Raw genomic sequence first — 24,529 nt, 5'->3', positions numbered from 1 at the left:
TCATGCGACGCACCAAGGCACTCGCAGGAATCGGCATCGCCGCGGCGGCGCTGCTGGCGCTGACCGGCTGCAACAGCGGCAGCCCGACCTCGCCCGGCGGCGGCACCGGAGGTGACGGCGACGGCGGCGACAGCGGCGCCATCTGGCAGGTCGCCAAGGACGTCAGCCTCGATGGCAGCCCCACGTTCGACAAGATGAAGAAGGCCGACGGCGTCACCGTCGGCGTCAAGGAGGACCAGCCCGGTCTCGGCTACCTCGACCCGACGACCAACGAGCGCAGCGGCTTCGACGTGGACATCGCCCGCTGGATCGCGGCGTCCCTCGGCTTCGACGAGAAGCAGATCACTTACAAGCCGATCGCCTCGGCGAACCGCGAGCAGGCGATCAAGAACGGCGACGTCGACTACTACGTCGGCACCTACTCGATCACCGACAAGCGCAAGCAGGACATCGACTTCGCCGGCCCGTACTTCGTCACCGGCCAGGGCCTGCTGGTCCGCAAGGACAGCGGAATCGACGATGTGGAGGATCTGTCGGCGTTCAACGGCAAGACCGTCTGCTCGGCGACCGGCTCCACGCCGATCCAGAACATCAAGGCCAACTACCCCGAGATCAAGACCAAGGAGTACGACATCTACTCCGGTTGCGTGGAGGACCTCCTCAGCGGCTCGGTCGACGCGGTCACCACCGACCAGGCGATCCTCATCGGCTACGCCGCACAGCACCCGGACGACCTCAAGATCGTCGGCGGACTGTTCACCGAGGAGCGCTACGGCGTCGGTCTGCCCAAGGGCGACACCGTCCTGAAGGACCACATCAACAAGCTCTTCACCGACGGTCACGACGTCTGGCAGAAGATCTTCGACAAGAACCTGGGCAAGTCGGGCATCAAGGTCGACCAGCCCGAGGTCGACTGACCGCCACCGCGTTCATCACTGGCGGGTGGCCCCGCGTTCCCGGGGCCGCCCGCCGACACGAAGGGAGGACGGCATGGACGTCATCTTCGGCAACCTCGACCTCTGGGGTCAGGCGGTCGGCAACACGCTGCTGGTGTTCTTCGCCGGCGGCGTGATCGCCCTGATCCTGGGGACGATCGTCGGCGCGATGCGCGTGTCGCCGGTTCCCATCGCCCGGGGCGTCGGCACGGTGTACGTGAACCTCATCCGGAACACTCCGCTGACCCTGGTCTTCTTCATCTTCGTGTTCGGATATCCGCAGCTGGGACTGGGGAAGCTCCCGAACCAGAACCTCGTCCTCGGCATCGTGGCCATCGGCATCTACACGGCGACCTATGTCGCCGAGGTGCTGCGCGCCGGCATCAGCACCGTCCCTGTCGGACAGGCCGAGGCCGCTCGCGCCATCGGGCTGCCGTTCGGCCAGGTGATGACGCTGGTCGTGCTCCCGCAGGCGTTCCGCTCGGTGGTGCCGCCCATGATGAGCGTCTTCATCGCGCTGCTGAAGAACACCACGATCGCCGCGGGGTTCTCGGTCGCCGAGCTCGCGGCACTGCGCGCCACGATCTACGACTCGCACGACCGGCCCGGCACGTCCATGGAAGTGCTGCTGTGGGTGGCGCTCGTCTTCATCGCCCTCGTCATGCTGCTCAGCTGGGCTCAGCAGCACCTGGAGAAGAAGTGGAGGATCGCACGATGACTTCCGTCCTCTACGACGTGCCCGGCCCCCGGGCGATCGCCCGCAACCGTCTGATCGCGGTCGTCACCGCCGTCCTCGTGCTCGCGGTGATCGGCTTCGTCGTCTACCGCTTCACGGTCACAGGCCAGTTCGACGCCGACCGCTGGTACGTGTTCACGTTCACCAACGTCTGGGTGGGCATCTCGACGGCGCTCGGCAAGACGCTCGGCGCCTTCGCCACCGCCGCCGTGTTCAGTCTTGTGCTGGGATTCGTCCTCGCCATCGGCCGGCTGTCCGATCACACCTGGGTGCGCGTGCCCGTCACGGTGATCACCGAGCTGTTCCGCGCGGTGCCGGTGCTGGTCATGATGATGCTGCTCTATTACGGCCTCCCGGAGCTCGGCGTGAAGATGGAGCCGTACTGGGCGGTCGTCATCGGCCTGACGGTGTACAACGGCTCGGTGCTCTCCGAGGCCCTGCGTGCCGGCATCGAGTCGCTGCCCAAGGGCCAGAAGGAGGCCGGCTACGCGATCGGGCTGCGCAAGAGCGGGGTGATGACGCTGATCCTGCTCCCGCAGGCGGTGCGCGCCATGCTCCCCGTGATCGTGGCGCAGCTGGTCGTGACGCTGAAGGACACCGCTCTCGGGTTCATCATCACCTATCCCGAGCTGCTGTACTACGCCAAGCAGCTCACCGCGCACCCGAGTCGACCGATCCTGCAGTCCGCGATCGTCATCGGGGCGATCTACATCGCGATGTGCCTGATCCTCTCGGGTGTCGCGAAGTGGCTCGAGAAGCGCACCAGCCGCTCGCCCAAGCTGAAGGGGTACGCCCCGGCGGCGGGTGACGATCCGCGCATCCACGATGGGACGGTCACCGAAGTCATCGCCATGCAGCGCGGAGGCGGGAAGTTCGACGGCACGAGTCTCTGAGCTCGTCGCCGCACTCAGACCGGAGGGGCACCTGGGGGCATCCGATTCGGATGCCCCCTCGGTGTGTCAGCCGGCGATCACAGCCTGGTAGGCGTCCTCGAAGCGGGCGCGCAGATCGTCGTAGTACGGCTTCTGCTCGGCATCCGGCGTCGTGAGGTCGGTCTCGGGAATGGTGGCCAGCGGATGCTCTCCGTCCAGCACCGAGAGCGCCAGGGCAGCCGCGCCGCGCATCGTCACCCGCTTGACCTCGACCACCTGCACGGGGAAGCCCAGGGCCTGCGCGACAGGGCTCATGAATCCCGGATACGCGCCGGTCACACCGCCCGACGCGATCACCCGCTCGATGCCGGGGGAGACCTCGCGCAGCTGGTCGAACACGCGCGCGTACGAGACGGCGATGCCCTCGACGGCACCCCGCCACAGCTCGTGCGGCCCCGACGCGGACGACACGCCGGTCAGCACCGCGCGCGCATCGCCGGCCCACCCCGTCGCACGCTCGCCGGTCAGGAACGGCAGCATCAGCGGCGTCCCCTCCACCGGTGCCGCGCGGAACACCTCGTCGATCTCCTCGTACGACAGCGGCGCCAGCGTGTTCTGCAGCCACAGCGTCACCCGGCCCACATCGTTCAGCGCACCGCCGACGATCGACTGGGAGCGCGAGACGCGGTAGGCCCACAGGCCGGAGGGCAGCACGTCGGGAGTGCCGTCGACGATCACCCGGATGGCTCCCGAGGTCGCGGCCGACATCGCCGCGGTGTCGGGGGAGCTCGCTCCGACGCCCAGGTTCGAGGCGTAGCCGTCGGGAACGGCGGGGAACCACGCGGCGCCCTCCAGCGCCGGCCAGCGCTTGACGGCATCGGCGGAGACGTCGGTGATCGGCTCGGCGGGGTCGATCACGGGGGCGAACCGGCTGCGGTCGACGCCCACGGCCTGCAGCAGCTCGTCGTCGAGCTCGCAGGTGTGCCGGTTCAGGATGCCGGCCCACGCCATGGTCGAGGTCGCTGCGCCCTCGATGCCGGCCAGCTTCGCGTACACGTACTCGCCCAGCGAGAGGAACTTCTCGGTCTTCGCGAACACGTCGGGGAACTCGTCCTGCAGCCACAGCAGGCGCGGCGGGTGGTAGCTGGTGTGCAGCCGGGCGCCGATGCGCTGATGCACCTCGTCCTCGTCCAGCTGCGACCGCAGCCGGGCCAGGTGCTCGGCCGAGCGGGAATCCGCGTAGGTGAAGCACGGCGTCAGGGCGTCGCCATCGGCATCCACGCACACCAGCGACGAGGCGAACGTGTCCATCACCACCGCCTTGACGAGGCCGGGATCGACACCCTTCAGGGCGCCGTCGATGACCTCGCCCACCTCTTCGACGATCCTGTCGGCGTCCACCTCGGCGGTGCCGTCGGCGGATTCCACGAACGCGTGATCCGCCTTGACCAGATGCTTCTTGATCGGCCGCGCGTACGCGTCGTACAGGCAGCCGCGGGTCGATCCGGAGCCGATGTCGATCGCCAGCACGTACGGGGCCGGGGCGGATGCCAGGGGGATGGCCTGCGTCGTCGGAATCGATTCTTCGGCCATGGATCCGCCTTCTCCCGCTCGTGAGTCGCTCTCGTCGCCGATCCTACCCGGGAGTATCGTGTCCGCTACGTTCCGGGCGCCCCGCCCGGCTCAGCGAAGGAGTCCGAGAATGCAACTGCTCGCACACGCGGCGCCGCTCCTGAACGGGGTGCTCGCCGCTGACAAAGTCACCCCGACAGCGGGCACACCGCAGCTGATCGTCGCGGCCGTCGTCTCGATCCTGCTCATCGTGGTGCTGATCGTCTGGGTGAAGATGCATCCGTTCTTCGCCCTGATGCTCGGCGCGGCGGTGATGGCGCTCACGGCGAACATGGGGTTCGAGCACGCCTTCACCTCGTTCTCGAAAGGCGTCGGCGAGACGGTCGGCGGCGTCGGCGTGCTCATCGTGCTGGGCGCGGTGATCGGCCGGTTCCTCACCGAATCCGGCGGGGCGGACGAGATCGTGGACACCATCCTGTCCAAGACGCCCCTCAAGCGCCTGGGCTGGGCCATGGCGCTCGCCGCGTTCATCGTCGGCATCCCGCTCTTCTTCGAGGTCGGCGTCGTGCTGCTGATCCCGATCGTCATGCTGGTCGCCAAGCGCGCCAAGCTTCCCGTCATCCTCATCGGCATCCCCGCGCTGGCAGGACTGTCGGCGCTGCACGGACTCGTTCCCCCGCACCCCGGCCCGCTCATCGCCATCGACGCGTTGAGCGCCGACCTCGGGCTCACCCTGGGCCTCGGGCTGCTGGTCGCCATCCCGACCGTCATCATCGCCGGTCCCGTGCTGGCGAAGCCGATGGCGCGCTGGGTGCCGGTGCTGGCATCCGACAAGCTGCTCGCCCCGGTGACCGAGCGCGAGGGGCGTCGCCCGGCGTTCGGCGCCGCGCTGTCCGTGGTGCTGCTGCCGGTCGTCCTCATGCTGCTGATGACGGTGGTGAAGTCCATAGGTCTCGACGACAACGTGGCCGGGCAGGTCCTGGTGTGGATCGGCACGCCGCTGCAGGCGCTGCTGATCACCGCGCTGTACGCGATGGTCGTGCTGGGCACGGCCCTCGGCCGATCGACGGGCGAGGTCGCGAAGATCACCGGCGACTCATTCGCGCCGATCGCCTCCATCCTGCTGATCGTGGGCGCCGGCGGCGGCTTCAAGCAGACGCTGGTCGATTCCGGCGTCGGCGAGGTGATCGGCTCGGGCATCGCCGGCTCCGGGATGCCGCTGCTGCTGGCCGGCTGGCTGGTCGCCGTCGTGATCCGGCTGGCGACGGGCTCGGCCACGGTCGCCACCATCACCGCCGCCGGGATCATGGCACCGCTGGCCGGGGACCTCAGTGCGACGCACGTCGCCCTGATGGTGCTCGCGATCGGCGCCGGGTCGGTGTTCCTCTCGCACGTCAACGACGCCGGGTTCTGGCTGGTGAAGGAGTACTTCGGGCTCACCGTCGGGCAGACGTTCAAGACCTGGAGCCTGATGGAGTGCGCGGTCTCGGTGGTCGGCCTGATCGGCGTGATGCTGCTGGGCCTGGTCGTCTGAGGCGGTCCGCCGCGGCCGGCGGCATCGGCGCGGGGTCGGCGCCGGTGCGCCGGTAGACTCGGTTCTCGTGTCAGAGTCTTCCGAATCACCTCAGATCACGCCGGAGGCGGTGGAGTCCGCCGTCGACGCCGCACTGGCGGCGATCGCCGCGGCATCCGATACCGCGCAGCTGAAGGCCGCCCGCGCCGCGCACGTCGGCGAAGGGTCGCCGCTCGCCGTGCTGAACGCCTCGATGCGTCAGGTGGCTCCCGAGCACAAGGCCGCCTTCGGAAAGCTGATCGGGCAGGGCAGGGGCAGGGTGTCCCAGGCGCTCGCCGCGAGGGAGACCGAGCTCGCCGCGGCGGAGACGGCCGCGCGCCTGGAGGCGGAGCGCGTCGACATCACGGCGATCACCTCGCACGCGCGTGTCGGCGCCCGGCATCCGATCGTCCTGATGCAGGAGCAGATCAGCGACATCTTCGTCGGCATGGGCTGGGAGATCGCGGAGGGGCCTGAGCTCGAGCACGAGTGGTTCAACTTCGACGCGCTCAACTTCGACGAGGATCACCCCGCGCGCCAGGAACAGGACACGTTCTACGTCGCCCCCAGCTCGCGGCACCTGGTGATGCGCACGCACACCAGCCCGGTGCAGGTGCGGTCGATGCTCGATCGCGAGCTGCCGATCTACGTGCTGTGCCCCGGTCGCGTGTACCGCACCGACGAGTTCGACGCGACGCACCTTCCGGTGTTCACGCAGTTCGAGGGCCTGGTGATCGACAAGGGCATCACGATGGCGCATCTGAAGGGCACGCTCGACCACGTGGCCACGCAGATGTTCGGCGAGGGCGCCAAGACGCGGTTCCGCACGAACTACTTCCCGTTCACCGAGCCCTCGGCGGAGCTGGACCTGTGGCACCCCACCTTCAAGGGCGGAGCGCGCTGGATCGAGTGGGGCGGATGCGGCATGGTCAACCCGAACGTGCTGCGCTCGGCGGGCATCGACCCCGAGGTGTACAGCGGCTTCGCGTTCGGCATGGGCGTGGAGCGCGCGGTGATGTTCCGCAGCGACGTGAAGGACATGCGTGACATGGCCGAGGGCGATGTGCGCTTCAGCGAGCAGTTCGGGATGGTGGTGTGATGCGCGTTCCGCTCTCATGGCTGCGCGAGTACGTCGAGGTCGCGGCGGATGCCACGCCGGAGGACGTGCTGGCGTCCTTCGTGTCGGTCGGCTTCGAAGAGGAGGACATCCACCGCTTCGAGATCTCCGGCCCGGTCGTCGTCGGGCAGGTGCTGTCGCTGGAGCCCGAGCCGCAGAAGAACGGCAAGACCATCAACTGGTGCCAGGTGGATGTCGGCGAGGCGAACGGCGGCGTGCGCGGCATCGTCTGCGGTGCGCACAACTTCGTCGCCGGTGACAAGGTCGTGGTCACCCTGCCCGGCGCCGTGCTGCCCGGGCCGTTCCCGATCGCGGCCCGCAAGACCTACGGTCACGTCTCCGACGGCATGATCGCCTCGGCGCGCGAGCTGGGCCTGGGCGACGATCACGAAGGCATCATCGTGCTCTCCACGCTGGGCCTGGATCCCGAGGTGGGCGCGGATGCCATCGCCCTGCTGCACCTGGACGACATCGCCGTCGAGGTGAACGTCACACCCGACCGCGGTTACGCGTTCTCGCTGCGCGGGCTGGCGCGCGAGTACTCGCACGCCACGGGCGCGGTCTTCCGCGACCCGGGCTCGCGCCCGTGGGGCGAGCTGCAGCAGCCCACCGAGGGCTTCCGCATCGCCGTGCAGGATGCGGCGCCGATCCGGGGCAGCGTCGGCGCGAGCGAGTTCGTCACGCGCGTCGTGCGCGGCGTCGACCCGAGCCGCCCGACCCCGCCGTGGATGATCGCGCGGCTGGTGCTGGCCGGGATGCGGTCGCTGGGCGTGCTGATCGACATCACCAACTACGTGATGCTCGAGCTGGGCAACCCGATCCACGGCTACGACCTCGACAAGCTGCAGGGCGGCATCGTCGTGCGCCGTGCGATCGAGGGCGAGCGGATGACGACGCTCGACGGTCAGGAGCGTGCGCTGCACCCCGAGGACCTGCTGATCACCGACGACTCCGGCCCGATCGGCCTCGCAGGCGTCATGGGTGGCGGCACCACCGAGATGAGTGCGACCACGCGCAACGTGCTCATCGAGGCGGCCACGTTCGATCCGGTCACGATCGCCCGATCGGCGCGGCGTCACAAGCTGCCCAGCGAGGCGTCCAAGCGCTTCGAGCGCGGCGTCGATCCGCTGATCCCGTTCGTCGCGGCGCGACGCGTCGCCGACCTGATGGTCGAGCTGACCGGTGGCGAGCTGACCGACGAGGGCGGCGCGCTGTTCGCCTCCGTCACGCAGGATGCCATCCTGCTGCCGGCGGGTTTCGCGCAGGGCGTGGTCGGCGTCGACTACACGGATGACGAGGTGACCGGCGCACTGGAGATGATCGGCGCGGAAGTCGCTTCGACGGGCTCAGCCACCCAGGAGGGCGGCGGCTGGTCCGTCACCCCGCCCAGCTGGCGCCCGGATCTGACCGACAAGTGGACCCTCGTCGAGGAGGTCGCGCGCATCCACGGGCTCGACCGCATCCCCTCGGTGCTGCCCACCCCGCCGTCGGGTCGCGGCTACACCCCGCTGCAGCAGGGCCGCCGGCGCGTGGCGGATGCTCTGGCCGCGGCCGGCTTCGTCGAGACCCCGTCGTTCGCGTTCACGGCCGAGGAGCAGAACGATCTGCACGGCTCGGCGAGCGGCGCGCACCTGCCCGGCATCCGCCTGGCCAACCCGCTCGACGGGCAGTCCGCCTTCCTGCGGCGCTCACTGCTGCCGGGACTGCTGCAGACCGCGCACCGCAACATCGCCCGCGGTCTGGTTGACCTCGCGATCTTCGAGACCGGGCTGGTGTTCACGCCGGAGGAGGGCGTCACCTACGGCACGGACTTCGTGCCGCCGCTCGCGCAGCGCCCGGATGACGCGACCCTCGCGCAGCTGAACGCGTCCATCCCGCCGCAGCCGCGGCACGTCGGGGTGGTGCTGACGGGCAACGTCGCGCCGCGCCAGCCCGGACGGGCGGCGGAGCCGGCGAGCCTGGGCGACGCCCTGCATGCGGTGCAGGTGATCGGGGTCGCGGCGGGCGTCGACATCGACGTGTCCCAGACGCAGCGCGCCGCTCTGCACCCGGGGCGCGCGGGCGTCCTGAGCGTGCGCGGCGAGGAGGTCGGGTACGTCGGCGAGCTGCATCCGCAGGTCGCGGCGGATGCCGACCTGCCCGGACGGGCCGTGGTGCTCGAACTCGACCTCGACCGCCTCCTCGGCCTGGCCGGGGAGCGGGTGGTCGCCGAATCGCTCTCGACGTTCCCGGCCGCCACGCAGGACGTCTCGCTGGTGCTGGATGCCGCGGTTCCGGCATCCGAGGTGCGAGACGCGCTCGTCGCCGGCGCCGGCGACCTGCTCGAGTCGGCGACCCTCGTCGACGACTACCGCGGCGACGGCGTGGAGGCCGGGCGCAAGAGCCTCAGCTTCGCGCTGCGCTTCCGGGCACCCGATCGCACGCTCACCGCCGCCGAGGCGACGGAGGCGAAGCTGGCCGGTGTCGCGGTCGCCGCCGAGCGGTTCGGCGCCGCGATCCGCGACTGATCCACATGCATCGCCGCCGCATTCCGCACCGGGATGCGGCGGCGACTGCGTAGGCTCGGGGACATGACCGACGCCGCGTGGCTGCGCAGCCTGCGCTCCCTCTCCGGGCGCGCCCCGATGTTCGATCCCGCCCAGGCCCCGGCTGATCCGGTCGTGCTGTTCCGGGACTGGCTGACGGATGCTGTCGATCGCGGCGTCGCCGAGCCGCACGCGATGACGCTGGCGACCGTGGGCCGCGACGGGCTGCCGGATGCGCGGACGCTGATCCTGAAGGATTTCGGCGATGCCGGATGGGCCTTCGCCGGCCGTCGCAGCTCGGCGAAAGGCATCCAGCTCGCCGCGCATCCGGTCGCGGCGCTCTCGCTCTGGTGGCAGCCGCTGGTCCGCGCCGTGCGGGTGCGCGGCGGCGTGCGCGAGGCGACTGCGGAGGAGTCGGCGGCTGACCTCGCCGCACGCACGCCGGCCGCCCGCGCCGGGATCGCGACGGGGGACTGGGTGCTCTGGCGGGTTGTGCCCGAGCGCATCGAGTTCTGGCAGGGCGCCCAAGACCGCAATCACCTGCGGCTGGTGTATCGCCGCGACGGGCGCGGTTGGGTGCATCGGATGGAGGACGCGGAGAGCGCGTCGGATGAGAGGGAGACACGATGAGCGACTATCAGGTGACCGAGATCGGGGCGATGCCGGACTGGCGCGCGTTCCACGGCGGATTCGACGAGTCGCGCTCGCGCGACGGCCGCCGGGTCGTGGACCACGAGCTGACCATGCAGTACATCGGCATGACGGCGAACGCCCTGATCCCGGGCGAGGAGGCCGGCTACTGGCACGTGCACGAGAAGGTCGAGGAGCTGTACGTCTTCCTCGCCGGACGGGGGCAGATGGGGCTGGACGACGACGTCGTCGACGTGGAGGAGGGCACGGTCGTGCGCGTGGGTCAGGGCGTGTGGCGCACCTGGCGGGCACTGCCGGACAGCCCCGGCGAGCTGCGCTGGCTGTGCATCCGCGCCGGCGGCGAGCACCTGCCGCACATGCCCGACGACAGCCGTCGCGGGCCGGACCGCCCGATGCCGTGGTGAGGCCGTCGGCGGTGTGACGTCGCTGATTTGCGGATGCCGCGGAATCGGCGCTACTGTCGCGTCATGCCTTCGGCCGCACACTTCGCCTCGACGCCCGTTCCGCGCGTCGTCCCTGTGCGTGTCGTCCCCGTGCGCCGACGCCGCGTCGGCCGCCGACTCTAGGCGACCCCGCGCTGCCCGTTCCGTCATGGTGCGAGGCCGGAGCCGGTGTCGCCGCCCCGGTCCACCCTTCGATCCCCACGCCCCACTCGGAACGCCGCTTCGCGACGTTCCGAGCCTCCGGGCCGCGGGGCCCCGGCTCAGGGACCCATGACGCACAGGGTTCCGGGCGCACCTCGACCGTTAAGGTAGAACCATGACGTACTCCGTCGCCGTCTCCGGCGCATCAGGCTATGCGGGAGGCGAGATCCTGCGGCTGCTCGCCGCGCATCCCGACATCGAGATCCGCACCGTCACCGCGCACTCCAGCGCCGGTCAGCCGCTCGTGCAGCATCAGCCGCACCTGCGCTCGCTGGCGCACCTGACGCTGCAGGAGACCACGCCCGAGATCCTCGCCGGGCACGACGTCGTCTTCCTCGCGCTGCCGCACGGCCAGTCCGGCCAGTACACGGATGCCCTCGGCGAGACCCCCCTCGTGATCGACGCGGGCGCGGATCACCGGCTCACCTCGCCGGACGCGTGGGACGCCTTCTACGGCGGAGCCTTCCACGAGCCCTGGACGTACGGCGTGCCCGAGCTCCTCGTGAACGGCGCCAAGCAGCGCGACAGCCTGCGCGGCGCGACGCGCATCGCAGCGCCCGGCTGCAACGCATCCGCCGTGAGTCTCAGTCTCGCGCCCGGCGTCGCCGCGGGGGTCATCGATCCCGGCGACATCGTCAGCGTCCTGGCCGTCGGGCCCTCCGGCGCGGGCAAGAGCCTGAAGCCGCATCTGCTCGGCAGCGAACTGCTCGGCACCGCCAACCCGTACGCGGTCGGCGGCACCCACCGGCACATCCCCGAGATCCGGCAGGCGCTCGCCGCGGCATCCGGTGCGTCGCCCGACGGCATCCGCATCTCCTTCACCCCCGTGATCGTGCCGATGGCCCGGGGCATCCTCGCCACCTCCACGGCGCCGATCGCAGCGGGCGCCACCGACGCGCAGATCCGGGATGCCTGGGAGTCCGCCTACGCCGAGGAGACCTTCGTGCAGCTGCTGCCAGAGGGCGTCTTCCCGCGCACCGCCGACGTGCTCGGCGCCAACACCGCGCTGATGGGCATCGCCGTCGACCGCGCGGCGAACCGCGTGGTCGTGGTCACCGCGGTGGACAATCTCGTCAAGGGGACCGCCGGTGCCGCCGTGCAGTCCATGAACCTCGCGCTGGGCCTTCCCGAGGACCGCGCTCTGACCGTGAACGGAGTAGCGCCGTGAGCGTCACCGCGCCCCAGGGATTCGAAGCGGCCGGCGTCGCCGCAGGGCTCAAGAGCACCGGGAAGCCGGATGTGGCGGTGGTCGTCAACCGCGGACCCCGCAAGGTGGGCGCCGCGGTGTTCACCAGCAATCGCGCCAAGGCCAACCCGATCCTGTGGTCGCAGCAGGTCATCGCCGACCGCACGGTCGAGGCGATCGTGCTGAACTCCGGCGGAGCGAACTGCTTCACCGGTGCTTTCGGATTCCAGACCAGTCATCTCACCGCCGAGAGGGCCGCTGAGCTGCTCGAAGTGAGCGCGGGTGACATCCTGGTCTGCTCCACCGGTCTGATCGGCACCGGCGACGAGGTGTTCCGCGGCAAGGTGCTCGACGGCGTTGTGCAGGGCATCGCGTCGCTGTCCGCCGACGGCGGTCAGGCCGCCGCCGAGGCCATCATGACCACCGACACGGTCGCGAAGACCGCGGCCGTCGCGCGCGACGGCTGGACCATCGGGGCGATGGCCAAGGGAGCGGGCATGCTCGCGCCGGGCCTGGCCACGATGCTCGTGGTGGTCACCACGGATGCCGACCTCGAGGCCGCCGAGGCCGACGCCGCGCTGCGCCGCGCGACGAGCGTGAGCTTCGACCGGCTCGACTCCGACGGCTGCATGTCCACCAACGACCAGGTGACGCTGCTCGTGAGCGGTGCCAGCGGCATCCGCCCCGACCTGGACGACTTCGACGTCGCGCTCGCCGAGGTGTGCCTCGACCTTGCGCAGAAGCTGCAGGCGGATGCCGAGGGTGCCAGTCACGACATCGCCATCGAGGTCGTGCACGCGGCCACCGAGGCGGATGCCGTGGAGGTCGGCCGCTCGGTGGCCCGCAACAATCTGTTCAAGGCCGCGATCTTCGGCAACGACCCGAACTGGGGGCGGGTGCTCGCCGCGATCGGCACCACCAGCGCGAACTTCAACCCCTATGCCGTGGACGTGTCGATGAACGGGGTGCGGGTCTGCTCGGACGGCGGCCCGGATCGGCCCCGTGAGGACGTCGACCTGACCCCCCGCGCGACCCACGTGCTGATCGACTTGAAGAACGGCGACCAGACCGCGACGATCCTGACCAACGACCTGACCCACGACTACGTGCACGAGAACAGCGCCTACTCCTCATGACGACCGACCTGCAGGACACCGCCCCCGAGGAGGCCGCAGGCAAGGCGGCCACCCTGATCGAGTCGCTGCCGTGGCTGAAGAGGTTCCGCGACCAGATCGTCGTCGTCAAGTACGGCGGCAACGCCATGGTCAGCGACGAGCTGCAGGATGCGTTCGCGCAGGACATCGCCTACCTGCGCTACGTCGGCGTGCAGCCCGTGGTCGTGCACGGCGGCGGCCCGCAGATCTCCCGCATGCTGAACCGGCTCGACATCCCGAGCGAGTTCAAGGGCGGCTACCGCGTCACCAACACCGAGGCGATCAGCGTGGTGCGGATGGTGCTCACCGGACAGGTGAACCCGCAGCTGGTCGCCAAGATCAACTCGCACGGTCCGATCGCGACCGGGCTCAGCGGCGAGGACGCCGGACTGTTCGGCGGGCGTCGCCGTGGCGTCGTCATCGACGGCGAGGAGGTCGATCTCGGCCGCGTCGGCGATGTCGTTCAGGTCGACCCCACGCCGGTGCTCGACCATCTGGCGGCCGGCCGCATCCCGGTGGTGTCGTCGATCGCGCCCGACCTGGATCACCCCGGGCAGTCGCTGAACGTCAATGCGGATGCCGCGGCAGCGGCGTTGGCGACCGCGGTCGGAGCGCGCAAGCTGGTGATCCTGACCGATGTCCCCGGCCTCTACGCCGACTGGCCCGATCGCGATTCGCTGGTCTCGCACATCGCAGCCGAGGATCTGACCGCGATGCTGCCGACACTGGAATCGGGCATGATCCCGAAGATGCGCGCGTGCCTGGACGCCGTGCAGGGCGGCGTGGACGCCGCAGCCATCATCGACGGACGCGTGCCGCACTCGGTGCTCGTCGAACTGTTCACCAGCAAGGGAATCGGAACGGAAGTGGTTGCGTCATGAGCGACTGGAAAGAGGGTGCCGCTCACGATCTGATGAGCCTGGGCGGACGGTTCGCCCTGCTCACGCGCGGTGAGGGGTCGTCGGTGTGGGATGCCGAGGGCAGGCGCTACCTCGACTTCCTCGGCGGGATCGCCGTGAACTGCCTGGGGCACGCCCATCCGGTGTTCGTGGAGGCCGTGTCCACGCAGGCGGCGACTCTCGCGCACGTGTCCAACTACTTCGCCAGCCCCGGGCAGCTCGAGCTCGCCGCCCGGCTGAAGCGCCTCGCCGGCACCGGCGACGCCGGCCGCGTGTTCCTGGCCAACTCGGGCAGCGAGGCGAACGAGATGGCGTTCAAGCTGGCGCGCCTGCACGGGAACCCCACCGGCCGCACGAAGGTCGTCGTGGTGGAGGGTGCCTTCCACGGCCGCACCATGGGCGCCCTCTCGCTCACGCCCAAGGCGAAGTACCGGGATCCGTTCCTGCCCGCCGTGCCCGACGTGGTGACGATCGGCCACTCGATCGAGAGCCTCGAGGCGGCGTTCGCCGACGGGGGAGTGGCCGCCATGATCGTCGAGCCGATCCAGGGCGAGGCGGGCGTGATCGAGCTGCCCGCGGGATTCCTGACCCGCGCCAGGGAACTGACCACGGAGCACGATGCGCTGCTGATCCTCGACGAGGTGCAGACCGGGTCCGGTCGCACCGGCGAGTGGTTCGCGTTCCAGCGCGAGGGCATCGTCCCGGATGCCGTGACGCTGGCCAAGAGCATCGCCGCGGGCTTCCCGCTGAGTGCGCTCATCACGTTCGGCGCCGCCAGCGACCTGTTCTATCCCGGCACGCACAACTCGACGTTCGGCGGGAACCCGCTGGCGGCGGCTGTCGCCAACGCCACCCTCGGCTACATCGAGGACAGCGGTCTGCTCGAGAACATCAACGCGCGCGGCGCCCAGCTGCGCACCGCGATCGCGGAGCTTCCGTACGTGACCGGGACCACCGGCGCCGGTCTGCTCATCGGCATCCGCCTGTCGGAGCCCGTCGCCGCCGAGGTGCGGGCCGCCGCGCACGAGCGCGGCCTGATCGTCAACGCACCCACCGAGGACATCATCCGCATCGCGCCCGCCTACACCATCGGCGACGCCGAGGTGGCGGAGTTCCTCACCCTGTTCCGCGCGGCGCTCGACGCCGTCGCATCCGCATCCGCATCCGCATCCAAGGAGAACCCCTCGTGACCCGCCATCTGCTTCGCGACGACGACCTGACCACCGCCGAGCAGAACGAGGTGCTCGATCTCGCGCTCGAGCTGAAGAAGGACCGCTGGTCGAACAAGGTGCTCGCCGGCCCGCAGACGGTCGCGGTGATCTTCGACAAGTCGTCCACGCGCACCCGGGTGTCCTTCGCGGTCGGCATCGCCGATCTCGGCGGGTCGCCGCTGATCATCTCGACCGCCAGCAGCCAGCTCGGCGGCAAGGAGACACCGTCCGACACCGCCCGCGTGCTGGAGCGTCAGGTCGCCGCGATCGTGTGGCGCACCTACGCGCAGTCGGGCCTGGAGGAGATGGCGCGCGGCACCCGCGTTCCGGTCATCAACGCCCTCTCGGACGACTTCCACCCCTGCCAGCTGCTGGCCGACCTGCTCACCATCCGCGAGCACAAGGGCGAACTCGCGGGCCTCACGCTCACGTTCTACGGCGACGGCCGCAGCAACATGGCGCACTCCTATCTGCTGGCCGGGGTCACCGCCGGCATGCACGTGCGCATCACCTCGCCCGACGCGTACGCGCCGCGTGCCGACGTGGTGGCATCCGCCGAGAAGCGCGCGGCCTCCAGCGGCGGATCGGTCACACTGCTCACCGATCCGCGCGAGGCGGCGCTCGGAGCGGACATCATCGTCACGGACACGTGGGTGTCGATGGGCAAGGAGGAGGAGAAGATCGAGCGCCTGCGCGACCTCGGCGGCTACAAGGTCACCACCGAGATCATGGCCCTCGCCGATCCCGAGGCGATCTTCATCCACTGCCTGCCCGCCGACCGCGGCTACGAGGTCGACTCCGAGGTCATCGACGGACCGCAGAGCGTCGTCTGGGACGAGGCCGAGAACCGACTGCACGCGCAGAAGGCGCTGCTGGTGTGGCTGCTCGGCAAGCAGGAGGCGGAGGCGTGAGCACCGGCGGCGCGCATGGCACGAACGAGGGTGCGCTCTGGGGCGCCCGCTTCGCGGGCGGACCGTCACCGGAGCTGGCCGAACTGAGCCGGTCGACGCACTTCGACTGGATCCTCGCGCCCTATGACATCGCCGGATCGCACGCGCACGCCACGGCGCTGGAGGCCGCCGGGTACCTGGAGCCCGAAGAGGCGCGCATCATGCGCGCCGGCCTGGACGCGCTGGCCGCGAGGATCGCCGACGGCACCCTGCTGCCCGATCCCGGCGACGAGGACGTGCACGGGGCGCTGGAGAAGGCGCTGATCGCCGAGGTCGGCGCCGAGGTGGGCGGGCGCCTGCGCGCCGGACGCAGCCGCAACGACCAGATCGCGACGCTCGTGCGGATGTACCTGATCGACCATGCCCGGGTGATCGCCCGGGATCTGCTGCGCGTGATCGATGCGCTGGTCGCGCAGGCCGAGGCGCATCCGGATGCCATTCTCCCCGGCCGCACGCATCTGCAGCACGCGCAGCCGGTGCTGCTCGCCCACCACCTGCAGGCGCACGCCTGGCCGCTGGTGCGCGAGCTGGAGCGCCTGGTCGACTGGCGTCGCCGCGCCGGCGTCTCGCCCTACGGCGGGGGAGCGCTGGCCGGTTCGACGCTGGGCCTCGACCCTGCGCTGGTCGCGCGCGAACTCGGACTCGACCGCCCCGCCGAGAACTCGCTCGACGGCACGGCCGCCCGCGACGTGGTGGCGGAGTTCGCGTTCATCGCGGCGATGACGGGCATCGACCTCTCCCGCCTGTCGGAGGAGATCATCCTCTGGAACACCCGCGAGTTCGGCTTCGTCACCCTCGACGACTCCTACTCCACGGGCTCCAGCATCATGCCGCAGAAGAAGAACCCCGACATCGCCGAGCTCGCCCGCGGCAAGTCCGGACGGCTGATCGGCAACCTGACCGGACTGCTCGCCACGCTCAAGGCCCTGCCGCTCGCGTACAACCGCGACCTGCAGGAGGACAAGGAGCCGGTGTTCGACTCGGTGCAGACGCTCGAGGTGGTGCTGCCGGCGTTCGCGGGCATGATCGCGACGCTGCGCTTCGACACCGAGCGGATGGCGCAGCTCGCTCCGCAGGGCTTCTCGCTGGCGACGGACGTCGCCGAGTGGCTCGTCAAGCAGCGGGTGCCGTTCCGTGACGCCCACGAGATCTCCGGGGCGCTGGTACGGGCGTGCGAGGAGCGGGGCATCGGGTTGGAGGATGCCGATGACGCCCTGCTGAGCTCGGTGTCGGAGCACCTCACTCCCGCTGTGCGCGACGTGCTCTCCATCGAGGGCTCGGTCGCCGCGCGCTCCGGCGCAGGGGGCACTGCTCCGGAGCGGGTGGGCGAGCAGCGGGCGGAGCTGGTGTCGCGTACGCAGGCGGCAGCACACGCGCTCGGTCTCTGAGGGCGGGCCCCGCGTGAGGCATATCCCGTATATATAACCAAGCAAGTCATAATCGCGAATAATTCGTGATACGGTTATCGCATGGTCATCGCAGTGATCGCAGACATCGTCGGCTCCCGGCTGCTCGACGATCGCGTCTCGGCCCAGCAGGTGTTCGATGGCGCGATCGCCCGCGTGGAGAGCGATCATCCGCGGGCGCAGGACCCGCTGCGGCCGACCGTCGGCGACGAGCAGCAGGGCGTCTACCGCACGCTCGGCGACGCGCTCGCATCGCTGCTGCTGCTGCAGCTGGCGCTGCCCGACGGAGTCGAGTTCCGGTTCGGCCTGGGGGTGGGCGGGATCCGCCGGATCGACTCCCAGCACGGCCAGCTCTCCGACGGGCCGGGCTGGTGGGCGGCGCGAGAGGCGATCGAGGCGGCTCATTCGCGTCAGCAGCGCGCAGTGCCGACCTCCCGCACCTGGATCGTCGGAGCCCCGGGCCAGACTGAGGTCATGGACGCCGTGATCACATCATCCAACGCGTATCTGCTGGCCAGGGATGCGATCGTCGCGCGCATGAGCGAGCGCGAGCGTCGACTCGCCTACGGCCGCTTCGGCGGATTGTCCCAGCGCGTACTGGCCGAGCAGGAGGGCATCACGCAGCCCGCGGTGTCGAAGGCGCTGCACAGTTCCGGGGCGAACGCTCTGCTGGACGGGCTCGCTCTGCTGGACGGAGCGGGAGCATGATCCTCGCCGGTCTCGCGCTGGTCTCCATCGGCGCCTCCGACCTGGCGCGTCGGTTCGCGCGCCGTCGGAGCGCCCGGATCGCGGTGCTGTCACTGCTGGCCGTCGCAGTGATCGGCTTCGGAGCGTGCAGCGCTGCTCTCATCCCGGCCGTGATCGCCTGCGTGCTGTGCGGCGTGTGGATGTGGACCATGCCGCTTGATGCCACGGGCAGGGCGTCGTTCTGGCCGGCCGCAGTGCTCGCCGGCGTCGTCTTCGCGACCACCGCGCTGCTGCCGGCGAGCACCCGGCACGGACTTCTCGACGACGTCTGGGTCGTCCGCTCGCCGATGGGCGACCTCGGGCTCGATGTCGTGCTGCTCGCATCAGGTGTCGCGCTCTTCGCGGCGGAGTCGGCCAACCTGGTCGTGCGGGCGGCTCTGGATCGCGAGGGGACCTGGCGACCGGCCGACCTCGGGGGAGCGCTGCGCGGCGGGCGACTGCGCCAGCCGCAGCCGGCGGCGACGGGCTTCCAGGGCGGCCGGCTCATCGGACCGCTGGAGCGCTTCCTGGTCGTCGCGCTCACCCTGGCATCCGCATACCCCCTGCTCGCCGCCATGCTCGCGGCGAAGGGCATCGTGAGATTCCCGGAGATCTCCAAGGACGGTGAGACCGGCGCTCGCGCCGAGTACTTCCTGGTCGGCAGCCTGGTCAGCTGGGTGATCGCGCTCGCAGGCGCCTTCCTCGTGTGGTGGGCGGCGCGCAGCTGACCGGATCCGCGCTGATAATCTGGAGCGCGTGTCGAATTCCGCTCTGACGACCGCCCCGCTCACCATCAGCGCCGTCGCTCTCGATCCCGCCTTCGAGAACGTCTGGGACGAGCTGCAGTGGCGCGGGCTGGTCCACGTGTCCACCGATCAGGAGGCGCTGCGCGCCCTTCTCGGCGGAGACCCGATCACCTATTACTGCGGCTTCGACCCGACCGCGCCCAGCCTGCACCTGGGCAACCTCGTGCAGCTGCTGCTGCTGCGGCGGCTGCAGCTGGCCGGTCACCGGCCGCTCGGCCTGGTCGGCGGCTCCACGGGCCTGATCGGCGACCCCCGCCCGACCGCCGAGCGCACCCTGAACACGCGCGAGACCGTCGAGGAATGGGTCGGCCGGCTGCGCGCCCAGGTCGAGCGCTTCCTCAGCTTCGAGGGCGACAACGCCGCTCGCATGGTGAACAACCTCGACTGGACGGCGCCGCTGAGCGCCATCGACTTCCTGCGCGAGATCGGCAAGCACTTCCGCGTGGGAACGATGCTGAAGAAGGACGCCGTCGCCGCGCGGCTGAATTCGGATGCCGGCATCAGCTACACCGAGTTCAGCTACCAGATCCTGCAGGGCATGGACTTCCTCGAGCTGTACCGGCAGTACGGCTGCGTGCTGCAGACCGGCGGGTCGGATCAGTGGGGGAACCTCACCAGCGGCACCGACCTGATCCGCCGCGTCGAGGGTGCGAGCGCACACGCGATCGGCACGCCGCTGATCACCAACAGCGACGGCACCAAGTTCGGCAAGAGCGAGGGCAACGCCATCTGGCTGGATGCCGAGATGTGCAGCCCGTACCGCATGTACCAGTTCTGGCTGGGCACGGCGGATGCCGATGTGATCGATCGGCTGAAGGTGTTCACGTTCCTGACGCGCGCCGAGATCGAGGACTACGCAGCGCAGGTGGAGTCGGAGCCGTTCCGGCGGGCCGCGCAGAAGCGGCTCGCGCTCGAGGTCTGCGCGACCGTGCACGGCGTCGAGGCGACGCAGGCCGTGATCGCGGCATCCGAGGCTCTGTTCGGTCAGGGTGATCTGTCCGCCCTCGACGCCGCGACGCTGCGCACCGCGCTGGAGGAGCTGCCGCACACCACGGTGGCCGCGGGAACCGCGATCACCGAGGCCCTGGTGGCGACCGGACTCGTCTCGAGCGCGTCCGAGGCGCGACGCGCGATCTCGCAGGGCGGCGTCAGCCTGGACGGTGAGCGGGTCGCGGACGACACCGCGACCGTGCAGGGCTCGCTTCCGGGCGGCGTCAGCGTGCTGCGGCGGGGCAAGAAGACCCTCGCGGGCGTGTTCCTCAGCTGACGCTGCCGCCTGGGGGAGGCGTCGGCGACACGCCCGGGTGGCGCCGCGCGTGTCGCGCAGGCGTGTGGATGCCGTGATCCGCGTCGTTCCGGGCGGAGCGAGCCGTATAGCACACACCGGACGCGCTGCGGGCCGCGCATCGGCGGCGGAGTAACATCGTGCTCCACCGAGACCCGATGCGATTCCGACCGCAGCGAGGAGTGATCCTGTGCCCAAGAAGACCCTGACCAAGCGCCGGCCGCCGCGCCGCCTCCGCGTCGGCGATGTGCTCGTCGTCAAGAAGTCCCGACTGCGCACCGCGATCTCGGGGACCGTCGTCGGCAACTTCATGGAGTGGTTCGACTTCGGCGTCTACGGCTACCTGGCCGTCACGCTCACCACGGTGTTCACCGGCGACCTCCCCGGCGGACTCGGGCTGCTGATCACCCTGCTCGGCTTCGCGATCTCGTTCCTGGTGCGTCCGCTGGGCGGACTGGTGCTCGGGCCGCTGGGCGACCGCATCGGCCGTCAGCGCGTGCTCTTCTTCACCATGGCCATGATGGCGACGGCGACGGCGCTCATCGGCGTGCTGCCGACGTCGGCGCAGATCGGGCTGTGGGCGATCATCCCGCTGTACCTGCTGAAGATGATCCAGGGCTTCTCCACGGGCGGCGAGTACGCCGGCGCGACGACCTACGTCTCGGAGTTCTCGCCGGACCGCTCGCGCGGGTACTGGTCCTCGTTCCTCGACGTCGGCTCGTACATCGGGTTCGCCGCCGGCGCCAGCGTCGTCGGACTGACCACCTGGATCGTCGAGTCGCTCTCCGGACCCACCGGCATGGTGGACTACGGATGGCGCATCCCGTTCCTCGTCGCCGTGCCGCTCGGCGTCGTGGCGATCTGGTTCCGGCTGAAGATCCCGGAGACGCCCGCTTACGAGGCCGAGCAGGCCTCGGGGCTGACCGAGGAGAATCCCGACGACCCGATGGCGCGCCACGGGATCCTCGGCATCCTGCGCCATCACTGGCGCGAGGTGCTCATCGGCATCGCCCTGGTCTCGGCGACCAACACCGCCGGCTACGCGCTCACCAGTTACATGCCGACCTACCTCGAGACGGAGGTGGGCGTGTCCAACCTGATGGCCGCCATCGCCACCGTTCCGGTGCTGATCGTCATGAGCGCGTGCCTGCCGCTGATCGGCCGGCTCTCCGATCGCATCGGGCGTCGTCCCGTGTACGGCATCGCCGTGGTCTCGACGATCGTGCTCATGGTCCCCGCGTTCACCGTGATGCAGATCGGCAGGGAATGGGCGGTCATGATCGCCCTCGGCATGGTGGCGATCCCCGTCGCGTTCTACGTCGCGATCTCGGCATCCGCCCTCCCCGCGCTGTTCCCGACCGCGTCGCGATTCGGCGCGATGGCGATCGCCTACAACGTGGCGGTGTCCCTGTTCGGCGGCACGACGCCGCTGTTCAGCCAGGCGCTGATCGAGTGGACCGGGAACATCTACATGCCCGCGTTCTACATCATGTTCTTCGCCGCGCTCGGCGGTGTCGCGCTGCTGTCGATGAAGGAGACCGCCAAGCGCCCGCTGATCGGCTCGTTCCCCACCGTCGAGACTCCGCAGGAGGCACGGGAGATCGTCGAGGGGCAGGACGAGAACCCGCTCATCGACACGAGCACGATGCCGATCCCCGTCGTGATCGCCGCCGACTGAGTCCGGTCGCCGTCACGCCCGCTTAGGCTGGGGGCTCTGCCGTCCCCGCAGCGCCCCAGGAGTCCGGATGCCGTTCACCCCGAGCCACGCGCTGGTGGCGCTGCCGTTCGTGCGCACGCCGCTGGTGCCGGCGGCGATCGCGATCGGCGCGATGACGCCGGATCTCCCGCTGTTCCTGCGCGGCGTCGGCCCCACATACGGCTTCACGCACTCGGCGGCGAACGTCGTGTGGACCGCGCTGATCGCGCTGGTGCTGTTCACGCTGTGGCGGGTCGTGCTTCGTCCCGCTCTGGTCATGCTCGCACCGGATGCCGTCGCCGCGCGGATGCCGCGGGAATGGCTGCGGTCGGATGGCCAGGCGCTCCGAGGGCTGGTGACACCGCGGTCCGGTGAGTCGCGCGCCGTCGCCGGCGCGCTGCTGGCCGCGTCGCTGGTGCTCGGGGTGCTCTCGCACATCGCCTGGGACATGTTCACGCACGAGGGCCGCTGGGGAGTGGTCACGCTGACGGCGCTGCAGCAGCCGTGGGGCCCGCTGCCCTGGTACAAGTGGCTGCAGCGCGGCTCCGGCGTGATCGGGCTTCTCGCGCTCGCGTTGTACGGCGTGCTCTGGGGGCGACGGCGACCGGTCGCACGGCGTCCGCGTATGCTGCCGACGCCGCTGCGCTGGGTCTGGTACCTCACGCTTCCCACCGCCCTGATCACCGGCTGGAGCATCGGTCTCGTCCGCTTCGGGCCGCCGGGGCAGGCGCTCACGCTGCAGCAGTTCGCGTACCGCACCCTTCCGCCGGCGTGCGGCGTCTGGGGCGCGATGACGCTCGTGCTGTGCGTGGTGGTCGTGCTCACCGCGACGCGTCGACCAGCGCACGCCGCGTGAACCGCGCACGCCGCGTGAACCGCGCACGCCGCGTGAACCGCGCACGCCGCGTGAACCGCGGCATCCGCTCACCACTCCGGCGCATCGGCGCCCCACGGGCGGGGAGCGGCGAACAGCTCCGGACCGCCGGGCCACGTCACGGCCGGAGCCACGGTGGTCACGCGCATGCCGGCCACGTCGAAATCCTGCGTGCGCACGGAGTCGGGGCCGTTCGATCCGGCGGGCGTCGTGACGGCGGAACGGGAGAGCCCGAGCAGCTCGGCCGCGATGCGCCGCAGGGAGGTGCGCACGTACCAGGAGCCGCCCGAAGCAGCGCGGCGGCGCAGCGCGGTCGCGATTCCCGCTGCGAGCAGGTAGCCGGCGGAGTGGTCCAGGGCCTGCGCCGGAAGCGCGCCAGGGTGGATGCCGTCGGCGGACTCGATCCACGAGATCCCGCAGTCGGCCTGCACGATGCTGTCGAAGCCGCGCGGGCTGTCGGCTCCGGGCCAGGCGCTCAGCTGCGCGACGACCAGCTGCGGATTGCGCGCGGTCAGCGTGCGGGCGTCGAGGCCCAGGCGGGCGAGCCCGCTCGGGCGATAGCCGAGCACGACGACATCGGCTTCCGCGACGAGAGCGTCCAGGCGTGCGCGGTCGGCGCCCGCGTCGAGCAGCGCGGAGCGCTTTCCGTGCCCGGTGTCGAGGTGCTGCCAGGCGATCTCCGGGCGCCCCGGCGGATCGACGCGCAGCACGGCGGCCCCGGCCAGCGCGAGGGTTCGGGTGGCAACGGGGCCGGCCAGCACCCGGGTCAGATCGAGCACCCGGACACCGTCCAGCGGCGTCGCGCCGTCGCCGCGGGGGAGCGCCCGCGCGCGCGAGTCGCCGATCCGGGAGAGCGTGATGAGCGGATGCCGCCGCAGTTCGGCGTCGACCGACGGATGCTCCTGCGCGACGGGGACGCAGACACCGCCCGCCGCGCGGATGCCGTCGGCGGCCTGCACGGCCGCCATCCGCGCCAGCGTCGTCCTCACTTCGGCGACCTCCGCGCCCGCGGCGAGTCCCAGACCGGCGCGCAGCGCGGCCGCATGATGCGAGTAGTTCCCGTGGGTGCGCACCCAGCCATCCCGCGTGCGCCAGAATCCCGACAGCGGCGCGAAGGCCTCCGGTGCGGTGCCGGCGACCCGCAGGTGGCGGTCGCTCACGTACGCGGCGGCCACCCGTCCGGGGTCGGGGGAGGACCAGGCATCGGATGCCAGGGCTCCGCCGGCGATCATGATGCTCGACCACGCCAGTTCACCGACCGGGAGGCGCGACGACAGCGGCACGGCGGAGTGCGCGGCGGTGACCGCGCGGCCGGCATCCAGCCCCAGCTCGGTGCAGAGCCTGCCGAGCAGCGCTGCGCTCATCCCAGTCCCTTCGCGTGGTCACTTCGCGTGCGGACGCGGCCGTCCGACAGCGTCTCCATCCGCCGGTCCTACGGATCTCCGTCCGGCGATCGCACGGATCCCGAACGCCGATCGCACGGTTCGGGTGGCCACGCACGCTGTCCCGACGAGCACGACACGCCCGGGATCCCGTCACGATTTGCCGGACCACGGGGATCCGCGTAAATTATTACCTGTTCGCCCCAAGCGGTTGAGCGGAAGGCCTGAGGGCCTGGCTCCCCTCCAAGAGGCGAACAACTCCTCTTCTTCCATCGGCGGTATCGCTGATGTAGGCTAGAGGTTCCGGCTCCGGCCTGACTGCTCTGCAGTCCCGGATCTGCCGGCTGTGG

The 24,529-nt window shown here is 70.5% G+C and carries 21 protein-coding genes; 19 read left to right on the top strand and 2 right to left on the bottom strand.

The window, feature by feature from the left end; all coding sequences use genetic code 11:
* The first annotated feature begins 2 nt into the window (after positions 1-2).
* From Q9R19_RS13255 to Q9R19_RS13245, 3 genes are all read left to right on the top strand, one after another.
* Positions 3-917, top strand: a complete 915-nt coding sequence (locus Q9R19_RS13255) for a glutamate ABC transporter substrate-binding protein (RefSeq protein ID WP_311256870.1) — start codon at positions 3-5, stop codon at positions 915-917.
* A 73-nt stretch (positions 918-990) separates the two neighbouring features.
* On the top strand, positions 991-1,653 hold the full coding sequence (locus Q9R19_RS13250; RefSeq protein WP_311256869.1) for an amino acid ABC transporter permease: 663 nt from the start codon (positions 991-993) through the stop codon (positions 1,651-1,653).
* Complete coding sequence (locus Q9R19_RS13245; RefSeq protein WP_311256868.1) at positions 1,650-2,564, top strand: amino acid ABC transporter permease; 915 nt, start codon at positions 1,650-1,652, stop codon at positions 2,562-2,564. Before Q9R19_RS13250 ends, Q9R19_RS13245 begins: the two co-directional genes overlap by 4 nt.
* A 66-nt stretch (positions 2,565-2,630) precedes the next feature.
* Here Q9R19_RS13245 and Q9R19_RS13240 read toward each other — a convergent pair whose 3' ends face one another.
* Positions 2,631-4,136, bottom strand: a complete 1,506-nt coding sequence (locus tag Q9R19_RS13240; RefSeq protein WP_311256867.1) for a gluconokinase — start codon at positions 4,134-4,136, stop codon at positions 2,631-2,633.
* 109 nt (positions 4,137-4,245) lie between these two features.
* On the opposite strand from Q9R19_RS13240, the gene Q9R19_RS13235 reads away from it, so the two are divergent.
* The 16 genes from Q9R19_RS13235 to Q9R19_RS13160 all read left to right on the top strand — a co-directional run bounded on the left by Q9R19_RS13235 (position 4,246) and on the right by Q9R19_RS13160 (position 22,779).
* The gene (locus Q9R19_RS13235; protein WP_311256866.1) at positions 4,246-5,649 is read left to right on the top strand and encodes a gluconate:H+ symporter; all 1,404 of its coding nucleotides are present in this window, start codon (positions 4,246-4,248) and stop codon (positions 5,647-5,649) included.
* 67 nt (positions 5,650-5,716) lie between these two features.
* Complete coding sequence (gene pheS / locus Q9R19_RS13230; RefSeq protein ID WP_311256865.1) at positions 5,717-6,766, top strand: phenylalanine--tRNA ligase subunit alpha; 1,050 nt, start codon at positions 5,717-5,719, stop codon at positions 6,764-6,766.
* On the top strand, positions 6,766-9,291 hold the full coding sequence (gene pheT, locus Q9R19_RS13225; RefSeq protein WP_311256864.1) for a phenylalanine--tRNA ligase subunit beta: 2,526 nt from the start codon (positions 6,766-6,768) through the stop codon (positions 9,289-9,291). The genes pheS and pheT overlap by 1 nt, the downstream gene beginning before the upstream one ends.
* A gap of 63 nt (positions 9,292-9,354) precedes the next feature.
* Entirely contained in the window at positions 9,355-9,939 is a 585-nt protein-coding gene (locus Q9R19_RS13220; RefSeq protein ID WP_311256863.1) for a pyridoxamine 5'-phosphate oxidase family protein, read from the top strand.
* Positions 9,936-10,364 carry a cupin domain-containing protein gene (locus Q9R19_RS13215; RefSeq protein ID WP_311256862.1) on the top strand — a complete coding sequence of 143 codons (429 nt, stop codon included), beginning with the start codon at positions 9,936-9,938 and terminating at the stop codon, positions 10,362-10,364. Before Q9R19_RS13220 ends, Q9R19_RS13215 begins: the two co-directional genes overlap by 4 nt.
* A 355-nt stretch (positions 10,365-10,719) precedes the next feature.
* Positions 10,720-11,772, top strand: coding sequence for an N-acetyl-gamma-glutamyl-phosphate reductase (gene argC, locus Q9R19_RS13210; RefSeq protein WP_311256861.1), 1,053 nt, complete (start codon positions 10,720-10,722; stop codon positions 11,770-11,772).
* Positions 11,769-12,926 (top strand): bifunctional glutamate N-acetyltransferase/amino-acid acetyltransferase ArgJ, encoded by a 1,158-nt coding sequence (gene argJ / locus Q9R19_RS13205; protein ID WP_311256860.1) that lies wholly within the window; start codon positions 11,769-11,771, stop codon positions 12,924-12,926. Before argC ends, argJ begins: the two co-directional genes overlap by 4 nt.
* On the top strand, positions 12,923-13,825 hold the full coding sequence (gene argB / locus Q9R19_RS13200; protein WP_311256859.1) for an acetylglutamate kinase: 903 nt from the start codon (positions 12,923-12,925) through the stop codon (positions 13,823-13,825). The genes argJ and argB overlap by 4 nt, the downstream gene beginning before the upstream one ends.
* Positions 13,822-15,033, top strand: a complete 1,212-nt coding sequence (locus Q9R19_RS13195; RefSeq protein ID WP_311256858.1) for an acetylornithine transaminase — start codon at positions 13,822-13,824, stop codon at positions 15,031-15,033. Before argB ends, Q9R19_RS13195 begins: the two co-directional genes overlap by 4 nt.
* Positions 15,030-15,965: an ornithine carbamoyltransferase gene (gene argF / locus Q9R19_RS13190; protein ID WP_311256857.1), complete on the top strand. Its 936-nt coding sequence runs from the start codon at positions 15,030-15,032 to the stop codon at positions 15,963-15,965. The genes Q9R19_RS13195 and argF overlap by 4 nt, the downstream gene beginning before the upstream one ends.
* Entirely contained in the window at positions 15,962-17,392 is a 1,431-nt protein-coding gene (gene argH, locus Q9R19_RS13185; RefSeq protein WP_311256856.1) for an argininosuccinate lyase, read from the top strand. Before argF ends, argH begins: the two co-directional genes overlap by 4 nt.
* 81 nt (positions 17,393-17,473) lie before the next feature.
* Entirely contained in the window at positions 17,474-18,118 is a 645-nt protein-coding gene (locus tag Q9R19_RS13180; protein ID WP_311256855.1) for a SatD family protein, read from the top strand.
* A complete protein-coding gene (locus Q9R19_RS13175) occupies positions 18,115-18,864 on the top strand; it encodes a hypothetical protein (protein WP_311256854.1) in 750 nt (249 codons plus the stop codon). The genes Q9R19_RS13180 and Q9R19_RS13175 overlap by 4 nt, the downstream gene beginning before the upstream one ends.
* 28 nt (positions 18,865-18,892) lie before the next feature.
* Positions 18,893-20,209 carry a tyrosine--tRNA ligase gene (tyrS, locus tag Q9R19_RS13170; protein WP_311256853.1) on the top strand — a complete coding sequence of 439 codons (1,317 nt, stop codon included), beginning with the start codon at positions 18,893-18,895 and terminating at the stop codon, positions 20,207-20,209.
* A gap of 208 nt (positions 20,210-20,417) precedes the next feature.
* Positions 20,418-21,905: an MFS transporter gene (locus Q9R19_RS13165; protein ID WP_311256852.1), complete on the top strand. Its 1,488-nt coding sequence runs from the start codon at positions 20,418-20,420 to the stop codon at positions 21,903-21,905.
* 67 nt (positions 21,906-21,972) lie between these two features.
* Positions 21,973-22,779 (top strand): DUF4184 family protein, encoded by an 807-nt coding sequence (locus tag Q9R19_RS13160; RefSeq protein WP_311256851.1) that lies wholly within the window; start codon positions 21,973-21,975, stop codon positions 22,777-22,779.
* Positions 22,780-22,847: 68 nt separating this feature from the next.
* Here the strand turns inward: Q9R19_RS13160 and Q9R19_RS13155 are convergent, their stop codons facing one another.
* Entirely contained in the window at positions 22,848-24,161 is a 1,314-nt protein-coding gene (locus Q9R19_RS13155; RefSeq protein ID WP_311256850.1) for a CoA transferase, read from the bottom strand.
* Positions 24,162-24,529 lie beyond the last annotated feature (368 nt).

Origin of the sequence: Microbacterium sp. ARD32, from assembly GCF_031844385.1 — a bacterium.
Lineage (GTDB): Bacteria > Actinomycetota > Actinomycetes > Actinomycetales > Microbacteriaceae > Microbacterium.
This window is presented reverse-complemented; position numbering and strand designations above follow the sequence as displayed.